Source organism: Neisseria weaveri, assembly GCF_900638685.1.
Taxonomy (GTDB): Bacteria; Pseudomonadota; Gammaproteobacteria; order Burkholderiales; family Neisseriaceae; genus Neisseria; species Neisseria weaveri.
In genome coordinates this window covers 851375-871027 of the sequence record NZ_LR134533.1, presented here as the reverse complement: position 1 = coordinate 871027, position 19653 = coordinate 851375, and the positions used below count along the sequence as shown (strand labels likewise).

Here is a 19653-nt window from a genome sequence, read left to right as displayed (position 1 = left end):
AGGGGATTGCGGGGAATTTTGCAAAGGTTTCAGGCTGCGATTTTTATTACTTAGAATTATTGAGTTCGGATTGTGAACGTAGATTTAGCAGTAAATCCCTAAAGGCGTTAGGATCTTTAATAAAAGTTAACTCGCCCTCGACAGGAAAGTGGAAGTCCAGCAATCGGGAAACCCAAAACCGGATGCACCCGGCGCGTTGTGCAATTGGATAATATTGTTTTTCCTCATTAGAAATAGCTCGGATACTTTCATATCCTTCCAAGAAAGCACGTTCCAAGTCTTTATTGAGTGTGTTTTCGGAAGTTCTTGCCCAATCGTTTACGGCAATAGCTAGGTCGTACATGAAGTTGCCATGGCAGGCATAGTAAAAATCAATAAATCCTGCTACCTTTTCTCCATCAAGTAACACATTATCTTTAAATAAATCTGCGTGAATAATGCCCGAGGGAAGTTTATGATCTTGAAATTTGCTTAAAAAAGAAATCTCTTCCTGTAGCAGTAAGGAGTCTTGCTCATCCATAACAGTTTCAAGCTTTTTGCTAGCATCATACCACCATTGATGTCCTCGGGGATTCTCCATTTTAATTGGAAAATCTTGACCTGCTATGTGCATCTTGGCCAACATGGCACCGACATTAAAGCATTGTGTTTCAGACGGCCAACTTGTGTCACTCCCTTTGAGGCAAGAGACTAAGCATGCGGGTTTGCCCAATAATGTAGAGTCAAAGTGACCGTCTTTTTTTTGTATAGGCTTAGGACAGGCAACACCTTGTTTGCTTAAGTGCTGTTTAAGCAGTAAGAAAAAAGGTAATTCTTCTTGTTTCAGCGCTTCGAAAATGGTTAAAACAAAACGACCGGAAGCTGTGGTTAAGAAATAATTGCTATTTGTAATACCTTGAGCAATACCTTGCAAAGATATAAATGCCCCTAAATCATATAAATCTAGAAACGATTTAATATCATCATCCGATACCATTGTATAAACAGACATATTCAAAATCCCAAAGAAACATTTTGGCACAAATCATACCAAATCATCCTTTGTATAATCTATATTTAATTAAGTGTCGAATGATGATTGTCTAAATTACCAAAGTAATTGAAGTAAAACTGTAGAAATAAATTTAAAAATGAATGTGAATTATTAATTAAATTTAAATATAAAATAACAAGTTAAATATTTAAGGAAGGGATTTTCCGTTTTTTTGGTTGACGATTGTTTTTTGTTGGCGTATAGTTCGGTTCTTCGCTGCTGACGCGGTGAAGCAAAAAGAACAGAAGATTATACCACAGTTGATGATTGGTTTTAAGTTTTTTGAGGCCGGGTATTGACAAGATGTTTTGGTGGTGTATAATTCTGCTCCGCTCTTTAACAAACAGATTACCGATAAGTGTGAGTGCAATTGAGCCTCACACTGCGACAAAAACAGACAAGATAAAATTTTTGTCGGTTTCTTTGAAGCAGACCAGAAGTTAAAAAGTTAGAGATTGAACATAAGAGTTTGATCCTGGCTCAGATTGAACGCTGGCGGCATGCTTTACACATGCAAGTCGGACGGCAGCACAGAGAAGCTTGCTTCTTGGGTGGCGAGTGGCGAACGGGTGAGTAATATATTGGAACGTACCGAGTAATGGGGGATAACTTGCCGAAAGGTAAGCTAATACCGCATACGCTCTGAGGAGGAAAGCAGGGGACCTTCGGGCCTTGCGTTATTCGAGCGGCCAATATCTGATTAGCTAGTTGGTGGGGTAAAGGCCTACCAAGGCGACGATCAGTAGCGGGTCTGAGAGGATGATCCGCCACACTGGGACTGAGACACGGCCCAGACTCCTACGGGAGGCAGCAGTGGGGAATTTTGGACAATGGGCGCAAGCCTGATCCAGCCATGCCGCGTGTCTGAAGAAGGCCTTCGGGTTGTAAAGGACTTTTGTCAGGGAAGAAAAGGTTGTGGCTAATATCCATGACTGATGACGGTACCTGAAGAATAAGCACCGGCTAACTACGTGCCAGCAGCCGCGGTAATACGTAGGGTGCGAGCGTTAATCGGAATTACTGGGCGTAAAGCGAGCGCAGACGGTTACTTAAGCAGGATGTGAAATCCCCGGGCTCAACCTGGGAACTGCGTTCTGAACTGGGTGACTAGAGTATGTCAGAGGGGGGTAGAATTCCACGTGTAGCAGTGAAATGCGTAGAGATGTGGAGGAATACCGATGGCGAAGGCAGCCCCCTGGGATAATACTGACGTTCATGCTCGAAAGCGTGGGTAGCAAACAGGATTAGATACCCTGGTAGTCCACGCCCTAAACGATGTCAATTAGCTGTTGGGCAACTTGATTGCTTAGTAGCGTAGCTAACGCGTGAAATTGACCGCCTGGGGAGTACGGTCGCAAGATTAAAACTCAAAGGAATTGACGGGGACCCGCACAAGCGGTGGATGATGTGGATTAATTCGATGCAACGCGAAGAACCTTACCTGGTCTTGACATGTACGGAATCCTCCGGAGACGGAGGAGTGCCTTCGGGAGCCGTAACACAGGTGCTGCATGGCTGTCGTCAGCTCGTGTCGTGAGATGTTGGGTTAAGTCCCGCAACGAGCGCAACCCTTGTCATTAGTTGCCATCATTAAGTTGGGCACTCTAATGAGACTGCCGGTGACAAACCGGAGGAAGGTGGGGATGACGTCAAGTCCTCATGGCCCTTATGACCAGGGCTTCACACGTCATACAATGGTCGGTACAGAGGGTAGCCAAGCCGCGAGGTGGAGCCAATCTCACAAAACCGATCGTAGTCCGGATTGCACTCTGCAACTCGAGTGCATGAAGTCGGAATCGCTAGTAATCGCAGGTCAGCATACTGCGGTGAATACGTTCCCGGGTCTTGTACACACCGCCCGTCACACCATGGGAGTGGGGGATACCAGAAGTAGGTAGGGTAACCGCAAGGAGCCCGCTTACCACGGTATGCTTCATGACTGGGGTGAAGTCGTAACAAGGTAGCCGTAGGGGAACCTGCGGCTGGATCACCTCCTTTCTAGAGAAAAAGAGGTTTGGTTGTACTCACACTTATCGGTAAACTGTATTTAAAGAAGCAAGGAAGAAAACAAAGGCCTTGGGTTTGTAGCTCAGCTGGTTAGAGCACACGCTTGATAAGCGTGGGGTCGGAGGTTCAAGTCCTCCCAGACCCACCAAACGACAGGTTAGGTTGAGCCATCTACAATGGGGGCATAGCTCAGTTGGTAGAGCACCTGCTTTGCAAGCAGGGGGTCATCGGTTCGATCCCGTTTGCCTCCACCACTTCCCAAATCAAAACAAGTTGGCTGGTTAAGTATATTAAGTAAAGTATACTTAACAAGTTTATTGACTTTAACAAGTCAAGTGCTATAATAGCTAGCTCGTTTTGATTTGCGAAGTGAAGAAAAAAATCTTCTAAGCATACGATCTTTAACAAATTGGAAAGCCGAAATCAACAAACAAAGAAAATGTTGGTTTACCCTGTAAGTAAGCTGATGCAACAGATTACTTACTACTTTAAATAGTAGGGAGTAAACGAACAGTATTTGGGTGATGATTGTATCGACCGGACTGTGAAATACAAAAGGCACAGTTCGGTACACAACAAGCAGTAAGCTTTGTCAAAGTAGAGACTTCAAGTTGCGTAGGTAGTCAACGCCGAAACAACGAAGTCAGAGAGGTTCTTGAAATGATAGAGTCAAGTGAATAAGTGCATCAGGTGGATGCCTTGGCGATGATAGGCGACGAAGGACGTGTAAGCCTGCGAAAAGCATCGGGGAGCTGGCAATAAAGCTATGATCCGGTGATGTCCGAATGGGGAAACCCACCGTATTCTGTACGGTATCCTTATCTGAATACATAGGATAAGCGAAGCGAACCCGGAGAACTGAACCATCTAAGTACCCGGAGGAAAAGAAATCAACCGAGATTCCGTAAGTAGTGGCGAGCGAACGCGGAGGAGCCTGTATATAATAACCGATATGCTAGAAGAACAAGCTGGGAAGCTTGGCCATAGTGGGTGACAGCCCCGTATTCGAAAGCAAATTGGTGGTACTAAGTATACGAAAAGTAGGGCGGGACACGTGGAATCCTGTCCGAAGATGGGGGGACCATCCTCCAAGGCTAAATACTCATCATCGACCGATAGTGAACCAGTACCGTGAGGGAAAGGCGAAAAGAACCCCGGGAGGGGAGTGAAATAGAACCTGAAACCTGATGCATACAAACAGTGGGAGCCTATTAATTGGGTGACTGCGTACCTTTTGTATAATGGGTCAACGACTTACATTCAGTAGCGAGCTTAACCGGATAGGGGAGGCGTAGGGAAACCGAGTCTTAATAGGGCGCTGAGTTGCTGGGTGTAGACCCGAAACCGAGTGATCTATCCATGGCCAGGATGAAGGTGCCGTAACAGGTACTGGAGGTCCGAACCCACGCATGTTGCAAAATGCGGGGATGAGCTGTGGATAGGGGTGAAAGGCTAAACAAACTCGGAGATAGCTGGTTCTCCCCGAAAACTATTTAGGTAGTGCCTCATGTATCACTTCCGGGGGTAAAGCACTGTTATGGCTAGGGGGTCATTGCGACTTACCAACCCATGGCAAACTAAGAATACCGGAAAGTGCAATCATGGGAGACAGACAGCGGGTGCTAACGTCCGTTGTCGAGAGGGAAACAACCCAGACCGCCAGCTAAGGTCCCAAATGATAGATTAAGTGGTAAACGAAGTGGGAAGGCCCAGACAGCCAGGATGTTGGCTTAGAAGCAGCCATCATTTAAAGAAAGCGTAATAGCTCACTGGTCGAGTCGTCCTGCGCGGAAGATGTAACGGGGCTCAAATCTATAACCGAAGCTGCGGATGCACCTAGTGCATGGTAGGGGAGCGTTCTGTAGGCCGATGAAGGTGACTTGAGAAGGTTGCTGGAGGTATCAGAAGTGCGAATGTTGACATGAGTAGCGATAAAGCGGGTGAAAAGCCCGCTCGCCGAAAGCCCAAGGTTTCCTACGCAACGTTCATCGGCGTAGGGTGAGTCGGCCCCTAAGGCGAGGCAGAAATGCGTAGTCGATGGGAAACGGGTTAATATTCCCGTACTTTGATTTAGTGCGATGTGGGGACGGAGAAGGTTAGGTTAGCAAGCTGTTGGAATAGCTTGTTTAAGCCGGTAGGTGGAAGACTTAGGCAAATCCGGGTCTTCTTAACACCGAGAAGTGATGACGAGTGTCTACGGACATGAAGTAACCGATACCACGCTTCCAGGAAAAGCCACTAAGCTTCAGCTAAATCAGAACCGTACCGCAAACCGACACAGGTGGGCAGGATGAGAATTCTAAGGCGCTTGAGAGAACTCGGGAGAAGGAACTCGGCAAATTGATACCGTAACTTCGGGAGAAGGTATGCCCTTCGATGTGAAAGACTTGCTCTGTAAGCATTGGAGGGTCGCAGAGAATCGGTGGCTGCGACTGTTTATTAAAAACACAGCACTCTGCTAACACGAAAGTGGACGTATAGGGTGTGACGCCTGCCCGGTGCTGGAAGGTTAATTGAAGATGTGCAAGCATCGGATCGAAGCCCCAGTAAACGGCGGCCGTAACTATAACGGTCCTAAGGTAGCGAAATTCCTTGTCGGGTAAGTTCCGACCCGCACGAATGGCGTAACGATGGCCACACTGTCTCCTCCCGAGACTCAGCGAAGTTGAAATGGTTGTGAAGATGCAATCTCCCCGCTGCTAGACGGAAAGACCCCGTGAACCTTTACTGTAGCTTTGCATTGGACTTTGAAGTCACTTGTGTAGGATAGGTGGGAGGCTTAGAAGCAGAGACGCCAGTTTCTGTGGAGCCGTCCTTGAAATACCACCCTGGTGTCTTTGAGGTTCTAACCCAGGTCCGTCATCCGGATCGGGGACCGTGCATGGTAGGCAGTTTGACTGGGGCGGTCTCCTCCCAAAGAGTAACGGAGGAGTTCGAAGGTTACCTAGGTCCGGTCGGAAATCGGACTGATAGTGCAATGGCAAAAGGTAGCTTAACTGCGAGACCGACAAGTCGAGCAGGTGCGAAAGCAGGACATAGTGATCCGGTGGTTCTGTATGGAAGGGCCATCGCTCAACGGATAAAAGGTACTCCGGGGATAACAGGCTGATTCCGCCCAAGAGTTCATATCGACGGCGGAGTTTGGCACCTCGATGTCGGCTCATCACATCCTGGGGCTGTAGTCGGTCCCAAGGGTATGGCTGTTCGCCATTTAAAGTGGTACGTGAGCTGGGTTTAAAACGTCGTGAGACAGTTTGGTCCCTATCTGCAGTGGGCGTTGGAAGTTTGACGGGGGCTGCTCCTAGTACGAGAGGACCGGAGTGGACGAACCTCTGGTGTACCGGTTGTGACGCCAGTCGCATCGCCGGGTAGCTAAGTTCGGAAGAGATAAGCGCTGAAAGCATCTAAGCGCGAAACTCGCCTGAAGATGAGACTTCCCTTGCGGTTTAACCGCACTAAAGAGTCGTTCGAGACCAGGACGTTGATAGGTCGGGTGTGGAAGCGCAGTAATGCGTGCAGCTAACCGATACTAATTGCTCGTGAGGCTTGACTCTATCATTTGAAGAACTTCAGATGAAAGCTTACTGTATCCTGACAGGATACGATACAAACATTACCGAATATTGATTGTTGGTTCTGAATTCAAGTAATTCGGACGGCTTACCGATTTGTACAGTTTACGTCTGGCGGCCATAGCGAGTTGGTCCCACGCCTTCCCATCCCGAACAGGACCGTGAAACGACTCAGCGCCGATGATAGTGTGGATACCCATGTGAAAGTAGGTCACTGCCAGACACCCATTCCGAACCCCTGACTGCATTTGCCGTCAGGGGTTTCTTCATTTGCATACCTTCTCTTCTGTGCTGTGCCGTCCTTATCGTGCGGGCGGGTGCTGCAAACGGCCGTGAGGTGGTGAAAACGTGGCGGAAGCCCCGTCCGGTGTTGGATAATTAGAGTAACAGTTTCCGAAATGAATAAAACGGTTGAATCCGAACCGGAATCTCTTTATGATAGACGGCTTGAGGTGCGGTTTCTGCATACCGATGCCGGAAGCGCACCGTGATGCCAACCGGATTTAAGAAAGGGGAAGACGATGAAACGATATCTGTTGGGTTTGGCCGGAGTGCTGCTGTCGGCGCTGTCCTTGGCGGCGGTGAACATCAACACCGCAACGGCGGAGGAATTGAAGGCGCTGCCGGGTATCGGTCCGGCGAAGGCGGAGGCGATTGTGGCCTACCGCAGTGCGAACGGTCCGTTCAAAGCGGTGGAGGACTTGAAGAAGGTGAAGGGGATAGGCGAAGGCGTGTACGGCCGTCTGAAGGATGAGGCGACGGTGGCGGGGGTGAAGAAGAAGGAGGCGAAGCCGCTGGCGAAGAAAGACGGAAGCAAAAAACCTTAGTAGTTTTAATAAGTTTTATTTTGAAATTTAATAAGAGTTATTTTAGTTATATGGATAGGTTATTTCGGATTAATTCTTTTATATGGCGTGTTAAATATATTGATTAAGTCATATTTTAAATTATGAATACTAATTTGTATGGATCGTAATAGTATTTGAATATTTCATTTAATTTGCAATTTAGATAAAATCTGTAATTCAGATTTTAATGGCTGGGTAATTTATTATGAGCGTTGGTTTGTTGAGAGTTTTGGTTCAGAGCCAGATCTTGGATGAAAGTAAAGTTGCCAAGTATCAGAATGCTGCTCAGAATCATAAGAATGTTATTTCCATGTTGTTTGAAGATGGGATTACAACGCCGAAAACACTGAGCGAGTTATTAGCTAGAGTATTTAGTTATCCTTTGTTGGACTTACGTCATTATCCGAAGATTAATATTGTTAATGACATCTTAACAGAAGAACAAATGCTCCAAAATAGATGTGTACCTATTGTTAAAAAGGGTAGAAAAGTCTATTTAGCTGTTTCTGATCCCACTCAAATTCAGAATTTTCAAAAAATTGCTTTTTCAGCGGATGTTTCGATTGATTTGCTGATTGTACGTGATGATCAGTTAAGCGCATTATTGGAATGGATTAGTCAGCGTTCTACAACAATTTTAAAGGAAATCAGTAAAGAGCAAGAATCTGTTTCACCGTCTCAAACATTATATATAGATAATGAAGAGGCTGAAGATGGGCCTATAGCAAGGTTTATTCATAAAACGCTTTCAGATGCTTTAAATGCAGGTGCATCAGATATTCATTTTGAATTTTATGAACAAATGGCCAGGGTACGTTTTAGGGTTGATGGGCAATTGCGTGAAGTGGTTCAGCCTCCTGTTGCAGTGCGAGGACAATTGGCTTCACGTATTAAAGTGATGGCACGCTTGGATATTTCTGAAAAAAGAATTCCCCAAGATGGTCGTATTCAAATCGCTTTTCACAAGCATGGGAGACCTATTGACTTCCGTGTTAGTACATTACCCACTTTATTTGGTGAAAAGGTGGTAATGCGTATTTTAAATACAGATGCAGGAACGCTTAATATTAATCAACTGGGTTTGGAGACATTTCAAAAAGAGATTTTATTAGAAGCTATTCAGCGTCCGTATGGTATGGTGTTGGTTACTGGGCCTACAGGTTCAGGTAAAACAGTTTCTTTATATACTTGTTTAAATATTTTAAATACAGAAAATGTTAATATTGCAACGGCTGAGGATCCTGCAGAGATTAATCTGCCAGGAATTAATCAAGTTAACATTAATGAAAAGCAAGGACTTACTTTTGCGGCTGCGTTGAAAGCATTTTTACGTCAGGATCCTGATGTGATTATGGTGGGTGAGATACGAGATTTGGAAACTGCAGATATTGCCATTAAAGCAGCTCAGACTGGCCATATGGTTTTTTCTACCTTGCACACGAATAATGCTCCGGCAACTTTGTCCCGTATGTTAAATATGGGTGTAGCGCCGTTTAACATCGCTAGTTCTGTTAGCGTGATTATGGCACAGCGTTTGCTTAGAAGGTTATGTCCGCATTGTAAGGCTGAAATGGAACGACCTCCTGTGCCTGCATTGAAAAAGGTGGGATTCACCGACAATGATTTGGCTTCCGATTGGAAGCTATATAGGTCTGTGGGATGTGACTCTTGTAGAGGTAAAGGCTATAAAGGTCGGGTTGGTGTGTATGAAGTGATGCCTATAAGCGAAAATATGCAACGTGTGATTATGGAAAATGGTAGTGAGGTTGATATAACGAATATTGCCTACCAGGAAGGCATGGTTGATTTACGTAGATCAGGATTGCTAAAAGTAATGCAGGGTATTACTTCTTTAGAAGAAGTTTTAGCCAATACTAATGATTAAATCAAAATAATTAAGGGGAATTCATGAACCAAGTTAAATTTGGGGAGCGGATGCTTACTAGAAAAGACAAAGGCAAACGTTTTACTTTTGAAGGTAAGAATATTAGTACTGAGCAAATTGTGCGTGGCGAGGTAGTTGCTAAAAACGAGGAAGAAGCACGTGCTAAATTGCAAAGGAGAGGAATTCGTCCGTTACGTGTGAGCAAAGTAAAAGCAGTGCGCCAACGTAGAATTACTCAGGCCGATATTACTGTATTCACGCGTCAATTAGCAACAATGATGAAAGCAGGCTTATTATTGATGCAGGCTTTTGAAATTGTAGCAAGAGGGCATTCTAATCCAGCTATGACGCAAATGTTGATGCAGATTCGTGCAGATGTCGAGCAAGGTAGTTCGCTGAGCAAGGCATTTAGCAAACACCCTAAATATTTTGACCGTTTTTATTGCAATTTGATTGCTGCGGGTGAAACAGGTGGTGTTTTGGAAGGTTTGTTGGAAAAACTGGCTCTTTATAAAGAAAAGACTCAAGCCATCAAGAAAAAAGTAAAAAGTGCGTTGGTTTATCCTGTTGCGGTGATTGTGGTTGCTGTTGCACTTTTGATCGTTATGATGATGTTTGTTTTACCGGCCTTTAAAGAAGTATATAGCAATATGGGGGCAGAATTGCCGGGGATGACCCAAATCGTGATGGGGATGTCGGATTTCTTTGTTGCTAATGGCTGGTTGATTATTATCGGTTTGATTTTGGCTGGATTCGGTCTGTATAAATGGCATCAACATTCTCCGTCATTTCAAAGAAAAGTCGATGTCTTGTTGTTGAAATTACCGATTTTCGGGCCAATCGTCAGAAAAGCAATTATTGCCCGCTGGGCGCGCACTACGGCAACCTTGTTTGCTGCCGGTGTTCCTTTGGTTGAAGCATTGGATTCTATTGCCGGAGCCGCGGGCAATGCTTTATATGAAGAAGCAACGCATGATATCCGTTCTAAGGTAACCCAAGGTTTATCTTTGACTTCAAGTATGCAAAGTACAGATTTATTCCCAAATATGGTTTTGCAAATGGCTTCCATTGGTGAAGAATCAGGTTCATTGGACGACATGTTGAATAAAGCTGCGGAATTTTACGAGGATGAAGTAGATAATGCAGTGTCACAGCTTTCTTCTTTGATGGAGCCGATTATTATGGTCGTATTGGGTTTAATGATCGGATTCATATTGATTTCAATGTACTTACCGTTATTCAATTTGGGTAATGTGGTAGGTTAAATATGCATCAACTCGACTTGCCAATCTATTGGTTATTGGGGGTGGCAGCAGTTTTCGGTTTGTTAGTCGGCAGTTTTTTAAATGTTGTCATTTATCGTTTGCCGGTGATGATGGAACGGAGTTGGACTGTATTTTCTAAGGAGCACTTAGAGCTTCCCTTATCTAAAGAAGAAAAACAGCGTTTTGATTTGATTAAACCTGATTCACGTTGCCCTACTTGCCATACACCTGTCAGATTTTGGCAGAATATTCCGGTAATCAGCTATTGTATTCTGAAAGGAAAATGTGCCGAATGCGCCACGCCGATCAGTAAGCGGTATCCGTTGGTTGAATTGTTGACATCGGTTTTATTTGTCATTGTCGTTTGGCAGTATGGAGTGAGTTGGTTCGCTCTAGGTGGTTTGGTGCTTACAGCTTTTTTGATTGCTTTGACGTTTATTGATGCCGATACTCAATATTTGCCCGATTCGCTGACATTACCTCTCATATGGCTGGGTTTATTATTTAATTGGGACAATGGTTTGATATCCTTGCAGTCTGCTGTTTTGGGTGCGGTGTTGGGATATTCCGCTCTGTGGTTATTGTGTTACGTTTACCGATTATTAACAGGTAAGATAGGCATGGGTGGCGGTGATTTGAAATTATTGGCCGCTTTAGGTGCATGGTTGGGTGTGGGAGCTTTGCCTGTTATAGTGTTTTTGTCTGCTTTGGTCGGTATAGTGGTCGGTCTGCTGATGAAGGTAGCAAAAAACGAGCATTTTGCTTTTGGACCGAGTCTTGCGATAGTGGGATGGTTGGTTTTTGTTGCAAATACCCATGTATCACAAGCTATAGATTGGTGGTTGAACGCTTCGGGATTCTAAGATGGCATATTGGGTAGGGTTGACCGGGGGTATAGGCAGCGGTAAATCAAAAGCTGCTGCTGAGTTCTTGAAGTTTGGTGTTCCGGTTATTGATGCTGATGAAATCAGTAGAAATTTAACGGCAGACAATGGTTTGGCTCTACCTGATATCAGGCGTGTGTTCGGTTCTGATGTGTTTGATGAAGTCGGCAGTTTGGATAGAAGCGCAATGCGTGATCTAATTTTCAGACGGCCTCAAGCAAAGTTGGAATTGGAAGCATTGATGTTTCCTCTGATTTTTAAAGAAATAGAGAGACAAAAAGCAGGTTTTTCCGATATGGTTTACGGAATAGTCGATGTTCCTCTGCTTATTGAAAAACCAATGTTTTGCGGCCTTATACAACGTATTTTAGTTGTTGATGCTGATGATGAAGTTCGTCTTGAGCGGGTAAAATTGCGTAGTGGTTTATCTGAAAATGAGATTAAACGTATAATGGCAGCCCAAGCAGGAAGAATGGAGCGTTTGCTTTATGCTGACGACGTTTTGCGTAATGAGGGTTCATTTTTAGATTTTGAAGCGAAAATTGCGCGGTTGCACCATTATTATCAGGCTCGTTTTACCTATTTAGACAAGGCAGATTCATGATTTGTTTTGAACATCCGTTATCGGAACGGGTTCGCAGTTTTTTACGTATAGAGCATTTATTTAACCGCTTTCATATGGAATGCAAGCGTGAGGATAGTGTTTGGCCGCACCATTTGGCTTTGTTTACGTTATTTGAAATTATGGAGTGTGCCGGTCGGGCTGAAGTTAAGCTGGATATCTTGCAGGAATTGGAAAGGCAGAAACAGCTTTTGGATACCCATCGTGATTCCGGCTCAACAGACCAAGACCGAAGCGGGTTGGAGCAAAAACTACATCAAGTTTCCGGTTGTTTGCAGGAAGTCCAGCAGAAATTCGGGCAGCATTTGCGTGAAAATGAATGGCTGATGGCCATTAAGCAACGCATGGCGGTACCGGGAGGAACCAGTCCTTTAGATTCGTCATCTTATTATTTTTGGCAGCAACAACCGTATCAGCGTCGATCGGATGATTTGCAGAATTGGATAAGTACTCTGATGCCGACATATCATGCAATTCAGGTTTTATTGAAAATTTTGCGAAGCAACACATGGTCAGTTGATTGCGTAGCTAAAAACGGGAACTACCAACACAATAGCTTGGCGCAAAATATCCATATGTTGGCTATCGAAGTGGATATGGCGCGCAATGCGTTGCCGGAAGTCTCTGCCAATAAATATTTCACTCATATCCGTTTTGTACATGCCTCACAAGTCAGTGCAAGAGGTAAACAGATGACTGAAGACGTTCCGTTTAAATTGATTATGTGTAGTTTTGACCCTGTGGTGGCATAAGGCAAATGGTTACGATAGTGAAATGCCCGACTTGCGGAGCACCGGTGGAGTGGACTGTTGAAAGCCGTTACCGTCCTTTTTGTAGTCAGCGCTGTAAAGTTGTTGATTTGGGCGCCTGGGCAAGTGAAGAGTATGTGATGCCGTCTGAAGAGGAAGAGCCGTTGTCGGAAGACGTCCAGCGTATTTAATCGGAAAGACGGAATTAAAATAAAAAACGGAACTGCTGTTATACAGTTCCGTTTTTTATCGGCTTTAAGAGCCGGCTACCGTCATGTCGCTGATGAGAATCGAGCCGATTTTATTTGATGAACGCTTAAGCGCATCATCAGCAACGCCTATGATATTTTGATACATCTCCTGCAAACGGCCCGCAATGGTAATTTCCTGAACAGGATAAGCAATAATACCGTTTTCAACCCAAAAGCCGGCCGCACCTCGTGAATAATCACCAGTCAGCATATTGACACCTTGCCCCATCAGCTCGGTAATCAATAAGCCTGAACCCATGGTTTTCAGTAAGTCTGATTGTGTGGCATGAGTATGGTTCAAATGAAGATTGTGTGCACCACCGGCGTTGCCTGTTGACTGCATTCCCAGTTTACGGGCGCTGTAACTGCCTAAGAAATAACCTTGGACTACGCCGTTTTCGATCACATAACGGGGTTTGGTGGCGACACCTTCTGCGTCGAAATAAGTACTGCCGAATGCGCGGGGGATATGCGGCTCTTCCCGAAGATGAATAAACGATGGCAAAACGGTTTTTCCCAAGCTGTCGAGCAGGAAGCTGCTTTGGCGATACAGGGCACCGCCGCTTAAGCCTCCGATTAAATGACCGATTAAGCTGCCGGCTATCGAGGTATCAAAAACAACCGGATGGTTACCTGTGGCAATGCTGCGGCTGCCCAAGCGTTTGACGGTGCGTTCGGCGGCAATTCGTCCGATGGATTCCGGTTTATCCAAATCGTTGGGACTACACGCCATGTCATACCAATAATCACGTTGCATGCCGTCTGAATTTTCGGCGACAACGCTGCACGAAATACTGTGGCGCGTGCCTTGCTGGTGTGCCATAAAGCCGTGCGAGTTGCCGTATACATGTTGGTAGTGTCCGGTTTGGAGGCCTGCTCCTTCGGAATTGTGAATACGTTCGTCATATTGTAGGGCGGCAGCTTCGCATTTTTTGGCTAACTCGACCGCTTCTTCGGTGGGAAGCTGCCATTCATGATATTTGTCTAACTCGCCGAATTGTGTTGCCATCATTGCCGCATCTGCCAAGCCTGCGCAATCGTCCGTTGCGGTATATTTGGCAATGTCTACTGCTGCCTTAACTGTATCTTGCAAGGCTTGCGGGGAGAAGTCAGCAGTGCTGGCACGGCCTTTTCTTTGGCCGACATAAACGGTAATGTCTAGAGATTTATCCTGCTGATATTCGATTTGTTCGATTTCACTGAGACGGACGCTGACGCTTTGTCCGATAGATTCGCTGAAATCGGCTTCGGCGGAGGTGGCACCGTTTTGTTTGGCTAAATCCAAAGCCTGTGCGCACAGTTGGATCAATTCGTTTTTGCTGTGATTAAACATAGGTTTTCCGATAATGGCATTTATTGTATTTTAACTGTTTTTCAGACGGCCTCGGTAAAAATGTCTTAATCGGGAAGATTGCCGGGACGGGGGCTGTGCTAGAATAGGTACCGTTGTTTAAAGAGATTGGAATATGGCTAATAACGAACAAGAATGGGTAAGTAAAACCCAAATAAAAAAGCAAATGAACGATTTGCAGGATTTGGGTGTTCAACTGACCAAGTTGTCGGCAGACACTTTGAAAAAAATCGGGTTGCCGGAGGATTTGTTGGACGCCTTGTTGGAGCATAAAAAAATTACTTCAAACGGTGCGTTGAAGCGTCAGGTCCAATATATCGGCCGTTTGATGCGCGATGTTGATCCTGAACCGATTGAACGCTATTTGGCGAAGTTGCGCGGAGACAATGCGGCGCACAATGCGTTTTTGCAGCGTGTGGAGCAAATGCGCGAGCGTTTGATTGCGGATGATCAGGCATTGACTGTATTTATGGAGTCTTATCCTGCTGCCGATGCGGGCAAGTTGCGTACGTTGATCAGAAATGCGCGCAAAGAACAGGAAGCTGCGAAACCGCCGAAAAATTTCCGGGCTTTGTTCCAAGAGGTCAAAGCGTTGATGGAGGGCAGTTCGGAAACGGATGAAACCATTTGATTCGGTAAGAATAGATTGATGAATCAATAGGCTCAATGGCGTATTTAAGATTAGTAGTAATGATGAGGCCGTCTGAATTTTCAGACGGCCTTTTTATTATTGTAGTCGGGTGGTTTGTGTCCGGCTTTTAGTGCAGTTCGCTCCAAAGCCAAATGGCCGTCATGGTCAGCAGCGATGTGATACCGAAGCAGACGATCAGGTTCATAAAGAATAAAGTCATTATTTTTTATCTCCGTATAAAAGGTGTGCGGAAGAAAAGGTTTCTTCCGAAATTTTTTTGTGAACAACGGTTGCAGGATAGCAAGAAGAAGCGCGGACAGCCATAGTGGGGCAGGCTGTTTTACCTGATTTTCCAGTGTGAAAAAGTCAATAATTATCAACAACTAATGAGAAAACTAATCATCTTTTTTTATCTGATTTGCGTGTATCGTGCGGTTCGGCTTTTGGCAAGCGGCGGCAGCACCTGTTAAGATGGTGTTTTTTCAGACGGCCTGCATAATGTTACCGCCCAGAGCTTATATTCCGAGACCTTATCAATTATTGCTGTTGTTTGTGGGTATGCTGCTGCCTTTGCTGGCCTTGGGCTGGGTGGCGGAAAATATTTGGCAGCATTCCGCTTATGTTTATGCTTTCGAGTTGCCGGTGATGTTTTGGCTGCATGAACATATCGGTTCGTGGTTTACGCCTTTTGCCGTCGTGCTGCATCACTTGGGTAAGTTTGCGACAGCTGCGCCGTTGACGGCGCTTGCGGCGGTATGGCTGTATATGCGCCGTTATCGCGGCTATGCGGTGTTTACGGTATGTGCGATTGCGTTACCCGCTTTATTGATGGCTGTAGCAAAACAGATATTCGACCGGCCGCGCCCGGAGCTGTGGCCGAGAATTATTGAGGAAGCGAATTCTTCGTTTCCGAGTGGGCACAGTACGTTTGCGGCATCGCTGGCGGTGGTGCTGGTGTTGGTTTATTGGCATTCTCCCTATCGGCGCATAATCTGTATTGTTGCGGTATTGTTTGCGTTTCTGATGGGCATTTCGAGAATGGTTCTGGGTGTACATTATCCGACCGATGTATTGGCAGGCTGGGTAACGGGTTCGGTAACTGTGTTGGCGGTGTATTTGAGCTTTTTTAACCGCCTGCCGGAGAGCAAGGTATGAATTTTCCGTTGTTGGATACGCCGTTTTGGCTGAAAAACGGTCATGTTGAAACGTTGTACGCCAAAATGCTGCAAGGTAGTGCGCCTGCTTATCGGCGCGAATTGCTGCCGGACAGTACGGGTAAAACGCTGGTGGCGTATGATTTTATCGATGCCGATTCGCATGATGCGCCTTTGGTGGTGCTGTTTCACGGTTTGGAAGGCAGCAGCAAAAGCCATTATGCAGTTGAGTTGATGAAAGCGGTAAAAGAGCAAGGCTGGCATGGTGTCGTTGCCCATTTCCGCAGTTGCGGCGGCGTGGCAAATACTGCGCCTGTTTTTTATCACTCCGGAGACTCGGCGGAAATTGCTTTTATGTTGGATACTTTGGCGCAGCGTTATACCAGAATTTATGCTGTCGGCGTGTCTTTGGGCGGCAATGCGTTAGCCAAATATTTAGGCGAGCAGGGCGGTGCGGCCGTTCCGCAGGCCGCAGCTGTTGTTTCCGCTCCGGTTGATTTGGTGGCGGCCGGTGACTGTTTCGATAAAGGGATGACGCGCCTGCTGTATACGCGTTATTTTCTCGATTCTCTGTTGCCGAAAGCCGAAGCGTCTGGTTATGCGCCCGATAAATTGAAGCTGTGTAAGACTTTGGGCGATTTCGACAATTGGTTTACTGCGCCGTATCACGGTTTTGCCGACCGCTATGATTATTACCGCAAGTCGTCTTCCAAACCGCTGCTGCCTGAAATACGCATTCCCACTCTGCTGCTGAATGCGGTCAATGATCCTTTCATGCCGCCTTCCGTTTTGCCTACGGATAAAGAAGTGTCGGATTGTGTGATGTTGCTGCAACCGCAATATGGCGGACACGTCGGCTTTGTCAGCGGTACGGGCAAAGGAAATTTGCGTTGGCTGCCTCAAACCGTTTTGGCTTATTTCCGGCAGCAGGAGTGAAGACCGCGCAATGCGTGTTTGAAGTGCTTCACCGCATATGTTTAGACTATTTGGCTATTTGTTTTCAGACGGCCTCACAATGAAGATAGGCAAACGGTTTGCCTACTGTTTGAACGCTTGATTGCATGAAAGATATGTATGACTGATATTCTCAATAAAATTTTGGCCACGAAAGCCGAAGAAGTAAAAGCGGCAAAAGCCGAAGTATCTTTGGAAGAAATAAAAAAACAGGCGGCCTCTGCCGAGCCGCCGCGACCGTTTGTCGATGCCCTGCATGCCAAGCATCAGGCCGGTTTGCCCGCGGTGATTGCGGAAGTGAAAAAAGCCAGCCCTTCAAAAGGGCTGATTCGGGCAGACTTTAATCCCGTCGATATCGCTTCGGCCTATGAACGCGCCGGTGCGGCGTGTTTGTCCGTATTGACGGACGAACAGTATTTCCAGGGTTCGTCGGAGTATTTGAAACAGGTTAAAGCCGCTGTTGCCTTGCCGGTATTGCGCAAAGATTTCATTATCGACGAGTACCAGATTTATCAGGCGCGTGCCTGGGGGGCGGATGCCGTTTTGCTGATTGCCGCGGCGTTGGAAGCGGAGCAGCTGGAGCAGTTTGAAAAAACCGCCCATGATTTGGGCATGGCGGTATTGTTGGAATTGCACGATAAAAGCGAGCTGCAAAAATGCAGCCGTCTGAATACGCCGTTGTGGGGTGTGAACAACCGCAATTTGCGCACTTTTGAAGTCAGCCTGCAGCAAACGCTGGATTTGTTGCCGTATCTGCAAGATAAAACCGTTATTACCGAAAGCGGCATTCGGGATAAAGCCGATGTCGATTTTATGCGCTCACATCAGGTAAACACTTTCCTGATCGGCGAAACATTTATGCGTGCCGACGACATCGAAGCTGCCGTGAAGGCCGTGTTCTAATTTCAGCCGGTTTTACAGCAGAGAGGCCGTCTGAAAATTTCAGACGGCCTTGATTTTTATCAATACGGTAAAACCGCGTATAATGCGGCATTCACTATTTTTTCAGACGGCCTAAAACCGAGGCCGTCTGAAATTCAAAGGACAATTTCAGTTATGGCAGTAGTTATCAAAACTCCCGAAGAAATCGAAAAAATGCGCGAACTCGGCCGCTTGGCTGCCGAAGCTCTGGACTATATCGGACAATTCGTTAAACCCGGCGTCACCACCAACGAGCTGGACAAGCTGATTCACGATTACCATATCGAAGTGCAGGGCGGTTATCCCGCGCCGTTGAATTACGGCAATCCGCCTTACCCGAAATCCTGCTGCACTTCGGTCAACCATGTCATCTGCCACGGTATTCCCGATGACAAACCGCTGAAAAACGGCGACATCATTAATATCGACGTGACCATCAAAAAAGACGGTTTTCACGGCGACTCCAGCCGCATGTTTGCAGTCGGCACGATCAGCCCGCAAGCACAACGTCTGATTGATGTGACCCATGCCAGCATGATGGCCGGTATCGAAGCAGTAAAACCGGGTGCCACTTTGGGCGATATCGGTCATGCCTGCCAGCAGGTTGCCGAAAATGCCGGTTATTCCGTTGTGCAGGAATTTTGCGGTCACGGTATCGGCCGCGTCTTTCATGAAGAACCGCAAGTGTTGCATTATGGCAAAAAAGGCCAAGGCATGGTTTTGCAGCCGGGGATGATCTTTACCATCGAGCCGATGATTAACCAGGGCAAACGCCATTTGAGAATTTTGGCCGACGGCTGGACGGTGGTAACCAAAGACCGATCGCTTTCCGCACAATGGGAACACGAGGTTTTGGTAACAGAAACCGGCTATGAGATATTAACGGTTAGCCTGGCAACAGGCAGACCGTAAACGTTTGAACCGGTAGTTTTTAAAATAGTTGAGAGTCGGGAAAATCGCTTCCCGGCTCTCAAAATTTTATGAAATATCAATAAAAAGCGTAATTTTAAAAGATTGCTTGCGGATAATCACAATAATTTAAAAAATCTTTTAATATCTCAATTGGATTATAATGACAAATGTAACTATAATGTCAACGATATTAAATTTCCTATCTGGAATATTTAATACATAACTAACTTAAATTTTATATTTTGTAAGGGGAACTAAAAATGAAAACGTTTGATAAAATTGAAAATATCCGGGAAATCAGAAAGCAGTTGGGTTTAAACCAAATGGATTTCTGGAGCAAAATCGGTGTAACCCAGTCCGGCGGTTCGCGTTATGAGTCGGGTCGGAATATGCCGAAACCGGTTCGCGAACTGTTGCGTTTGGTTCATATCGAGCAAATCGATTTATCCAAAGTCAGCCGGGAAGACCTGATTGTTGCATCATTGTTGAAACAACGTCATCCCGATTTGTACGCAGAACTGAAAAACGAAGCTAAAGAAGAAGCAACAAACAAATAATATCGGGGTTAACGGGTTTTTCTGAAAGAAAAGCCGTCTTCTTATTTTTAGTGAAGT

General features: G+C 45.9%; 15 protein-coding genes, 2 tRNA genes and 3 rRNA genes. 18 read left to right on the top strand and 2 right to left on the bottom strand.

Features of this window, described 5'->3' with window-relative positions; translation table 11 throughout:
- Positions 1–46 precede the first annotated feature (46 nt).
- Positions 47–991 carry a homoserine kinase gene (gene thrB, locus EL309_RS04255; RefSeq protein ID WP_036494171.1) on the bottom strand — a complete coding sequence of 315 codons (945 nt, stop codon included), beginning with the start codon at positions 989–991 and terminating at the stop codon, positions 47–49.
- Positions 992–1490: 499 nt separating this feature from the next.
- On the opposite strand from thrB, the gene EL309_RS04250 reads away from it, so the two are divergent.
- The 12 genes from EL309_RS04250 (at position 1491) to yacG (ending at position 13056) form a co-directional block, all read left to right on the top strand.
- Positions 1491–3031, top strand: a 16S ribosomal RNA gene (locus tag EL309_RS04250).
- Between the two features lie 80 nt (positions 3032–3111).
- Positions 3112–3188, top strand: a tRNA-Ile gene (locus EL309_RS04245).
- 30 nt (positions 3189–3218) lie between these two features.
- Positions 3219–3294: transfer RNA gene (locus EL309_RS04240), tRNA-Ala, on the top strand.
- Positions 3295–3707: 413 nt separating this feature from the next.
- Positions 3708–6594, top strand: a 23S ribosomal RNA gene (locus tag EL309_RS04235).
- A gap of 128 nt (positions 6595–6722) precedes the next feature.
- Positions 6723–6835 (top strand): 5S ribosomal RNA (gene rrf / locus EL309_RS04230).
- Together the 16S, 23S and 5S rRNA genes with 2 tRNA genes alongside form the textbook arrangement of a ribosomal RNA operon.
- Positions 6836–7133: 298 nt before the next feature.
- Entirely contained in the window at positions 7134–7439 is a 306-nt protein-coding gene (locus tag EL309_RS04225) for a ComEA family DNA-binding protein (protein WP_064130790.1), read from the top strand.
- 226 nt (positions 7440–7665) lie between these two features.
- A complete protein-coding gene (pilB, locus tag EL309_RS04220) occupies positions 7666–9345 on the top strand; it encodes a type IV-A pilus assembly ATPase PilB (RefSeq protein ID WP_004282574.1) in 1680 nt (559 codons plus the stop codon).
- 23 nt (positions 9346–9368) lie between these two features.
- The gene (locus EL309_RS04215) at positions 9369–10610 is read left to right on the top strand and encodes a type II secretion system F family protein (protein WP_004282575.1); all 1242 of its coding nucleotides are present in this window, start codon (positions 9369–9371) and stop codon (positions 10608–10610) included.
- 2 nt (positions 10611–10612) lie between these two features.
- Positions 10613–11473, top strand: coding sequence for a prepilin peptidase (locus EL309_RS04210; RefSeq protein WP_004285616.1), 861 nt, complete (start codon positions 10613–10615; stop codon positions 11471–11473).
- Position 11474: 1 nt separating this feature from the next.
- Positions 11475–12098 carry a dephospho-CoA kinase gene (gene coaE, locus EL309_RS04205; protein WP_004282577.1) on the top strand — a complete coding sequence of 208 codons (624 nt, stop codon included), beginning with the start codon at positions 11475–11477 and terminating at the stop codon, positions 12096–12098.
- Positions 12095–12868, top strand: a complete 774-nt coding sequence (gene zapD / locus EL309_RS04200; RefSeq protein ID WP_004282578.1) for a cell division protein ZapD — start codon at positions 12095–12097, stop codon at positions 12866–12868. Before coaE ends, zapD begins: the two co-directional genes overlap by 4 nt.
- Positions 12869–12873: 5 nt before the next feature.
- Positions 12874–13056, top strand: a complete 183-nt coding sequence (gene yacG, locus EL309_RS04195) for a DNA gyrase inhibitor YacG (RefSeq protein ID WP_081463174.1) — start codon at positions 12874–12876, stop codon at positions 13054–13056.
- Between the two features lie 64 nt (positions 13057–13120).
- Here the strand turns inward: yacG and pmbA are convergent, their stop codons facing one another.
- Positions 13121–14449, bottom strand: coding sequence for a metalloprotease PmbA (pmbA, locus tag EL309_RS04190; RefSeq protein WP_004282580.1), 1329 nt, complete (start codon positions 14447–14449; stop codon positions 13121–13123).
- Between the two features lie 133 nt (positions 14450–14582).
- Here pmbA and yjgA point away from each other — a divergent pair, with 133 nt between their 5' ends.
- The 6 genes from yjgA to EL309_RS04160 all read left to right on the top strand — a co-directional run bounded on the left by yjgA (position 14583) and on the right by EL309_RS04160 (position 19596).
- The gene (gene yjgA / locus EL309_RS04185; RefSeq protein ID WP_004282581.1) at positions 14583–15098 is read left to right on the top strand and encodes a ribosome biogenesis factor YjgA; all 516 of its coding nucleotides are present in this window, start codon (positions 14583–14585) and stop codon (positions 15096–15098) included.
- Positions 15099–15596: 498 nt separating this feature from the next.
- Entirely contained in the window at positions 15597–16253 is a 657-nt protein-coding gene (locus EL309_RS04180; protein ID WP_231987914.1) for a phosphatase PAP2 family protein, read from the top strand.
- On the top strand, positions 16250–17188 hold the full coding sequence (locus EL309_RS04175; RefSeq protein ID WP_004282583.1) for a YheT family hydrolase: 939 nt from the start codon (positions 16250–16252) through the stop codon (positions 17186–17188). Before EL309_RS04180 ends, EL309_RS04175 begins: the two co-directional genes overlap by 4 nt.
- Positions 17189–17326: 138 nt before the next feature.
- Complete coding sequence (trpC, locus tag EL309_RS04170) at positions 17327–18109, top strand: indole-3-glycerol phosphate synthase TrpC (protein ID WP_004282584.1); 783 nt, start codon at positions 17327–17329, stop codon at positions 18107–18109.
- 153 nt (positions 18110–18262) lie between these two features.
- Positions 18263–19039 carry a type I methionyl aminopeptidase gene (map, locus tag EL309_RS04165; protein ID WP_004282585.1) on the top strand — a complete coding sequence of 259 codons (777 nt, stop codon included), beginning with the start codon at positions 18263–18265 and terminating at the stop codon, positions 19037–19039.
- A 260-nt stretch (positions 19040–19299) separates the two neighbouring features.
- The gene (locus EL309_RS04160) at positions 19300–19596 is read left to right on the top strand and encodes a helix-turn-helix domain-containing protein (protein ID WP_004282586.1); all 297 of its coding nucleotides are present in this window, start codon (positions 19300–19302) and stop codon (positions 19594–19596) included.
- Positions 19597–19653: the final 57 nt, after the last annotated feature.

Coding starts and splice junctions, on each gene's coding strand:
- trpC (WP_004282584.1), top strand. CDS start 17,327: ATGACTGATATTCTCAATAAAATTTTGGCCACGAAAGCCGAAGAAGTA.
- coaE (WP_004282577.1), top strand. CDS start 11,475: ATGGCATATTGGGTAGGGTTGACCGGGGGTATAGGCAGCGGTAAATCA.
- yacG (WP_081463174.1), top strand. CDS start 12,874: ATGGTTACGATAGTGAAATGCCCGACTTGCGGAGCACCGGTGGAGTGG.
- map (WP_004282585.1), top strand. CDS start 18,263: ATGGCAGTAGTTATCAAAACTCCCGAAGAAATCGAAAAAATGCGCGAA.
- zapD (WP_004282578.1), top strand. CDS start 12,095: ATGATTTGTTTTGAACATCCGTTATCGGAACGGGTTCGCAGTTTTTTA.
- EL309_RS04175 (WP_004282583.1), top strand. CDS start 16,250: ATGAATTTTCCGTTGTTGGATACGCCGTTTTGGCTGAAAAACGGTCAT.
- thrB (WP_036494171.1), bottom strand. CDS start 991: ATGTCTGTTTATACAATGGTATCGGATGATGATATTAAATCGTTTCTA.
- pilB (WP_004282574.1), top strand. CDS start 7,666: ATGAGCGTTGGTTTGTTGAGAGTTTTGGTTCAGAGCCAGATCTTGGAT.
- EL309_RS04180 (WP_231987914.1), top strand. CDS start 15,597: ATGTTACCGCCCAGAGCTTATATTCCGAGACCTTATCAATTATTGCTG.
- yjgA (WP_004282581.1), top strand. CDS start 14,583: ATGGCTAATAACGAACAAGAATGGGTAAGTAAAACCCAAATAAAAAAG.
- EL309_RS04160 (WP_004282586.1), top strand. CDS start 19,300: ATGAAAACGTTTGATAAAATTGAAAATATCCGGGAAATCAGAAAGCAG.
- EL309_RS04215 (WP_004282575.1), top strand. CDS start 9,369: ATGAACCAAGTTAAATTTGGGGAGCGGATGCTTACTAGAAAAGACAAA.
- EL309_RS04225 (WP_064130790.1), top strand. CDS start 7,134: ATGAAACGATATCTGTTGGGTTTGGCCGGAGTGCTGCTGTCGGCGCTG.
- pmbA (WP_004282580.1), bottom strand. CDS start 14,449: ATGTTTAATCACAGCAAAAACGAATTGATCCAACTGTGCGCACAGGCT.
- EL309_RS04210 (WP_004285616.1), top strand. CDS start 10,613: ATGCATCAACTCGACTTGCCAATCTATTGGTTATTGGGGGTGGCAGCA.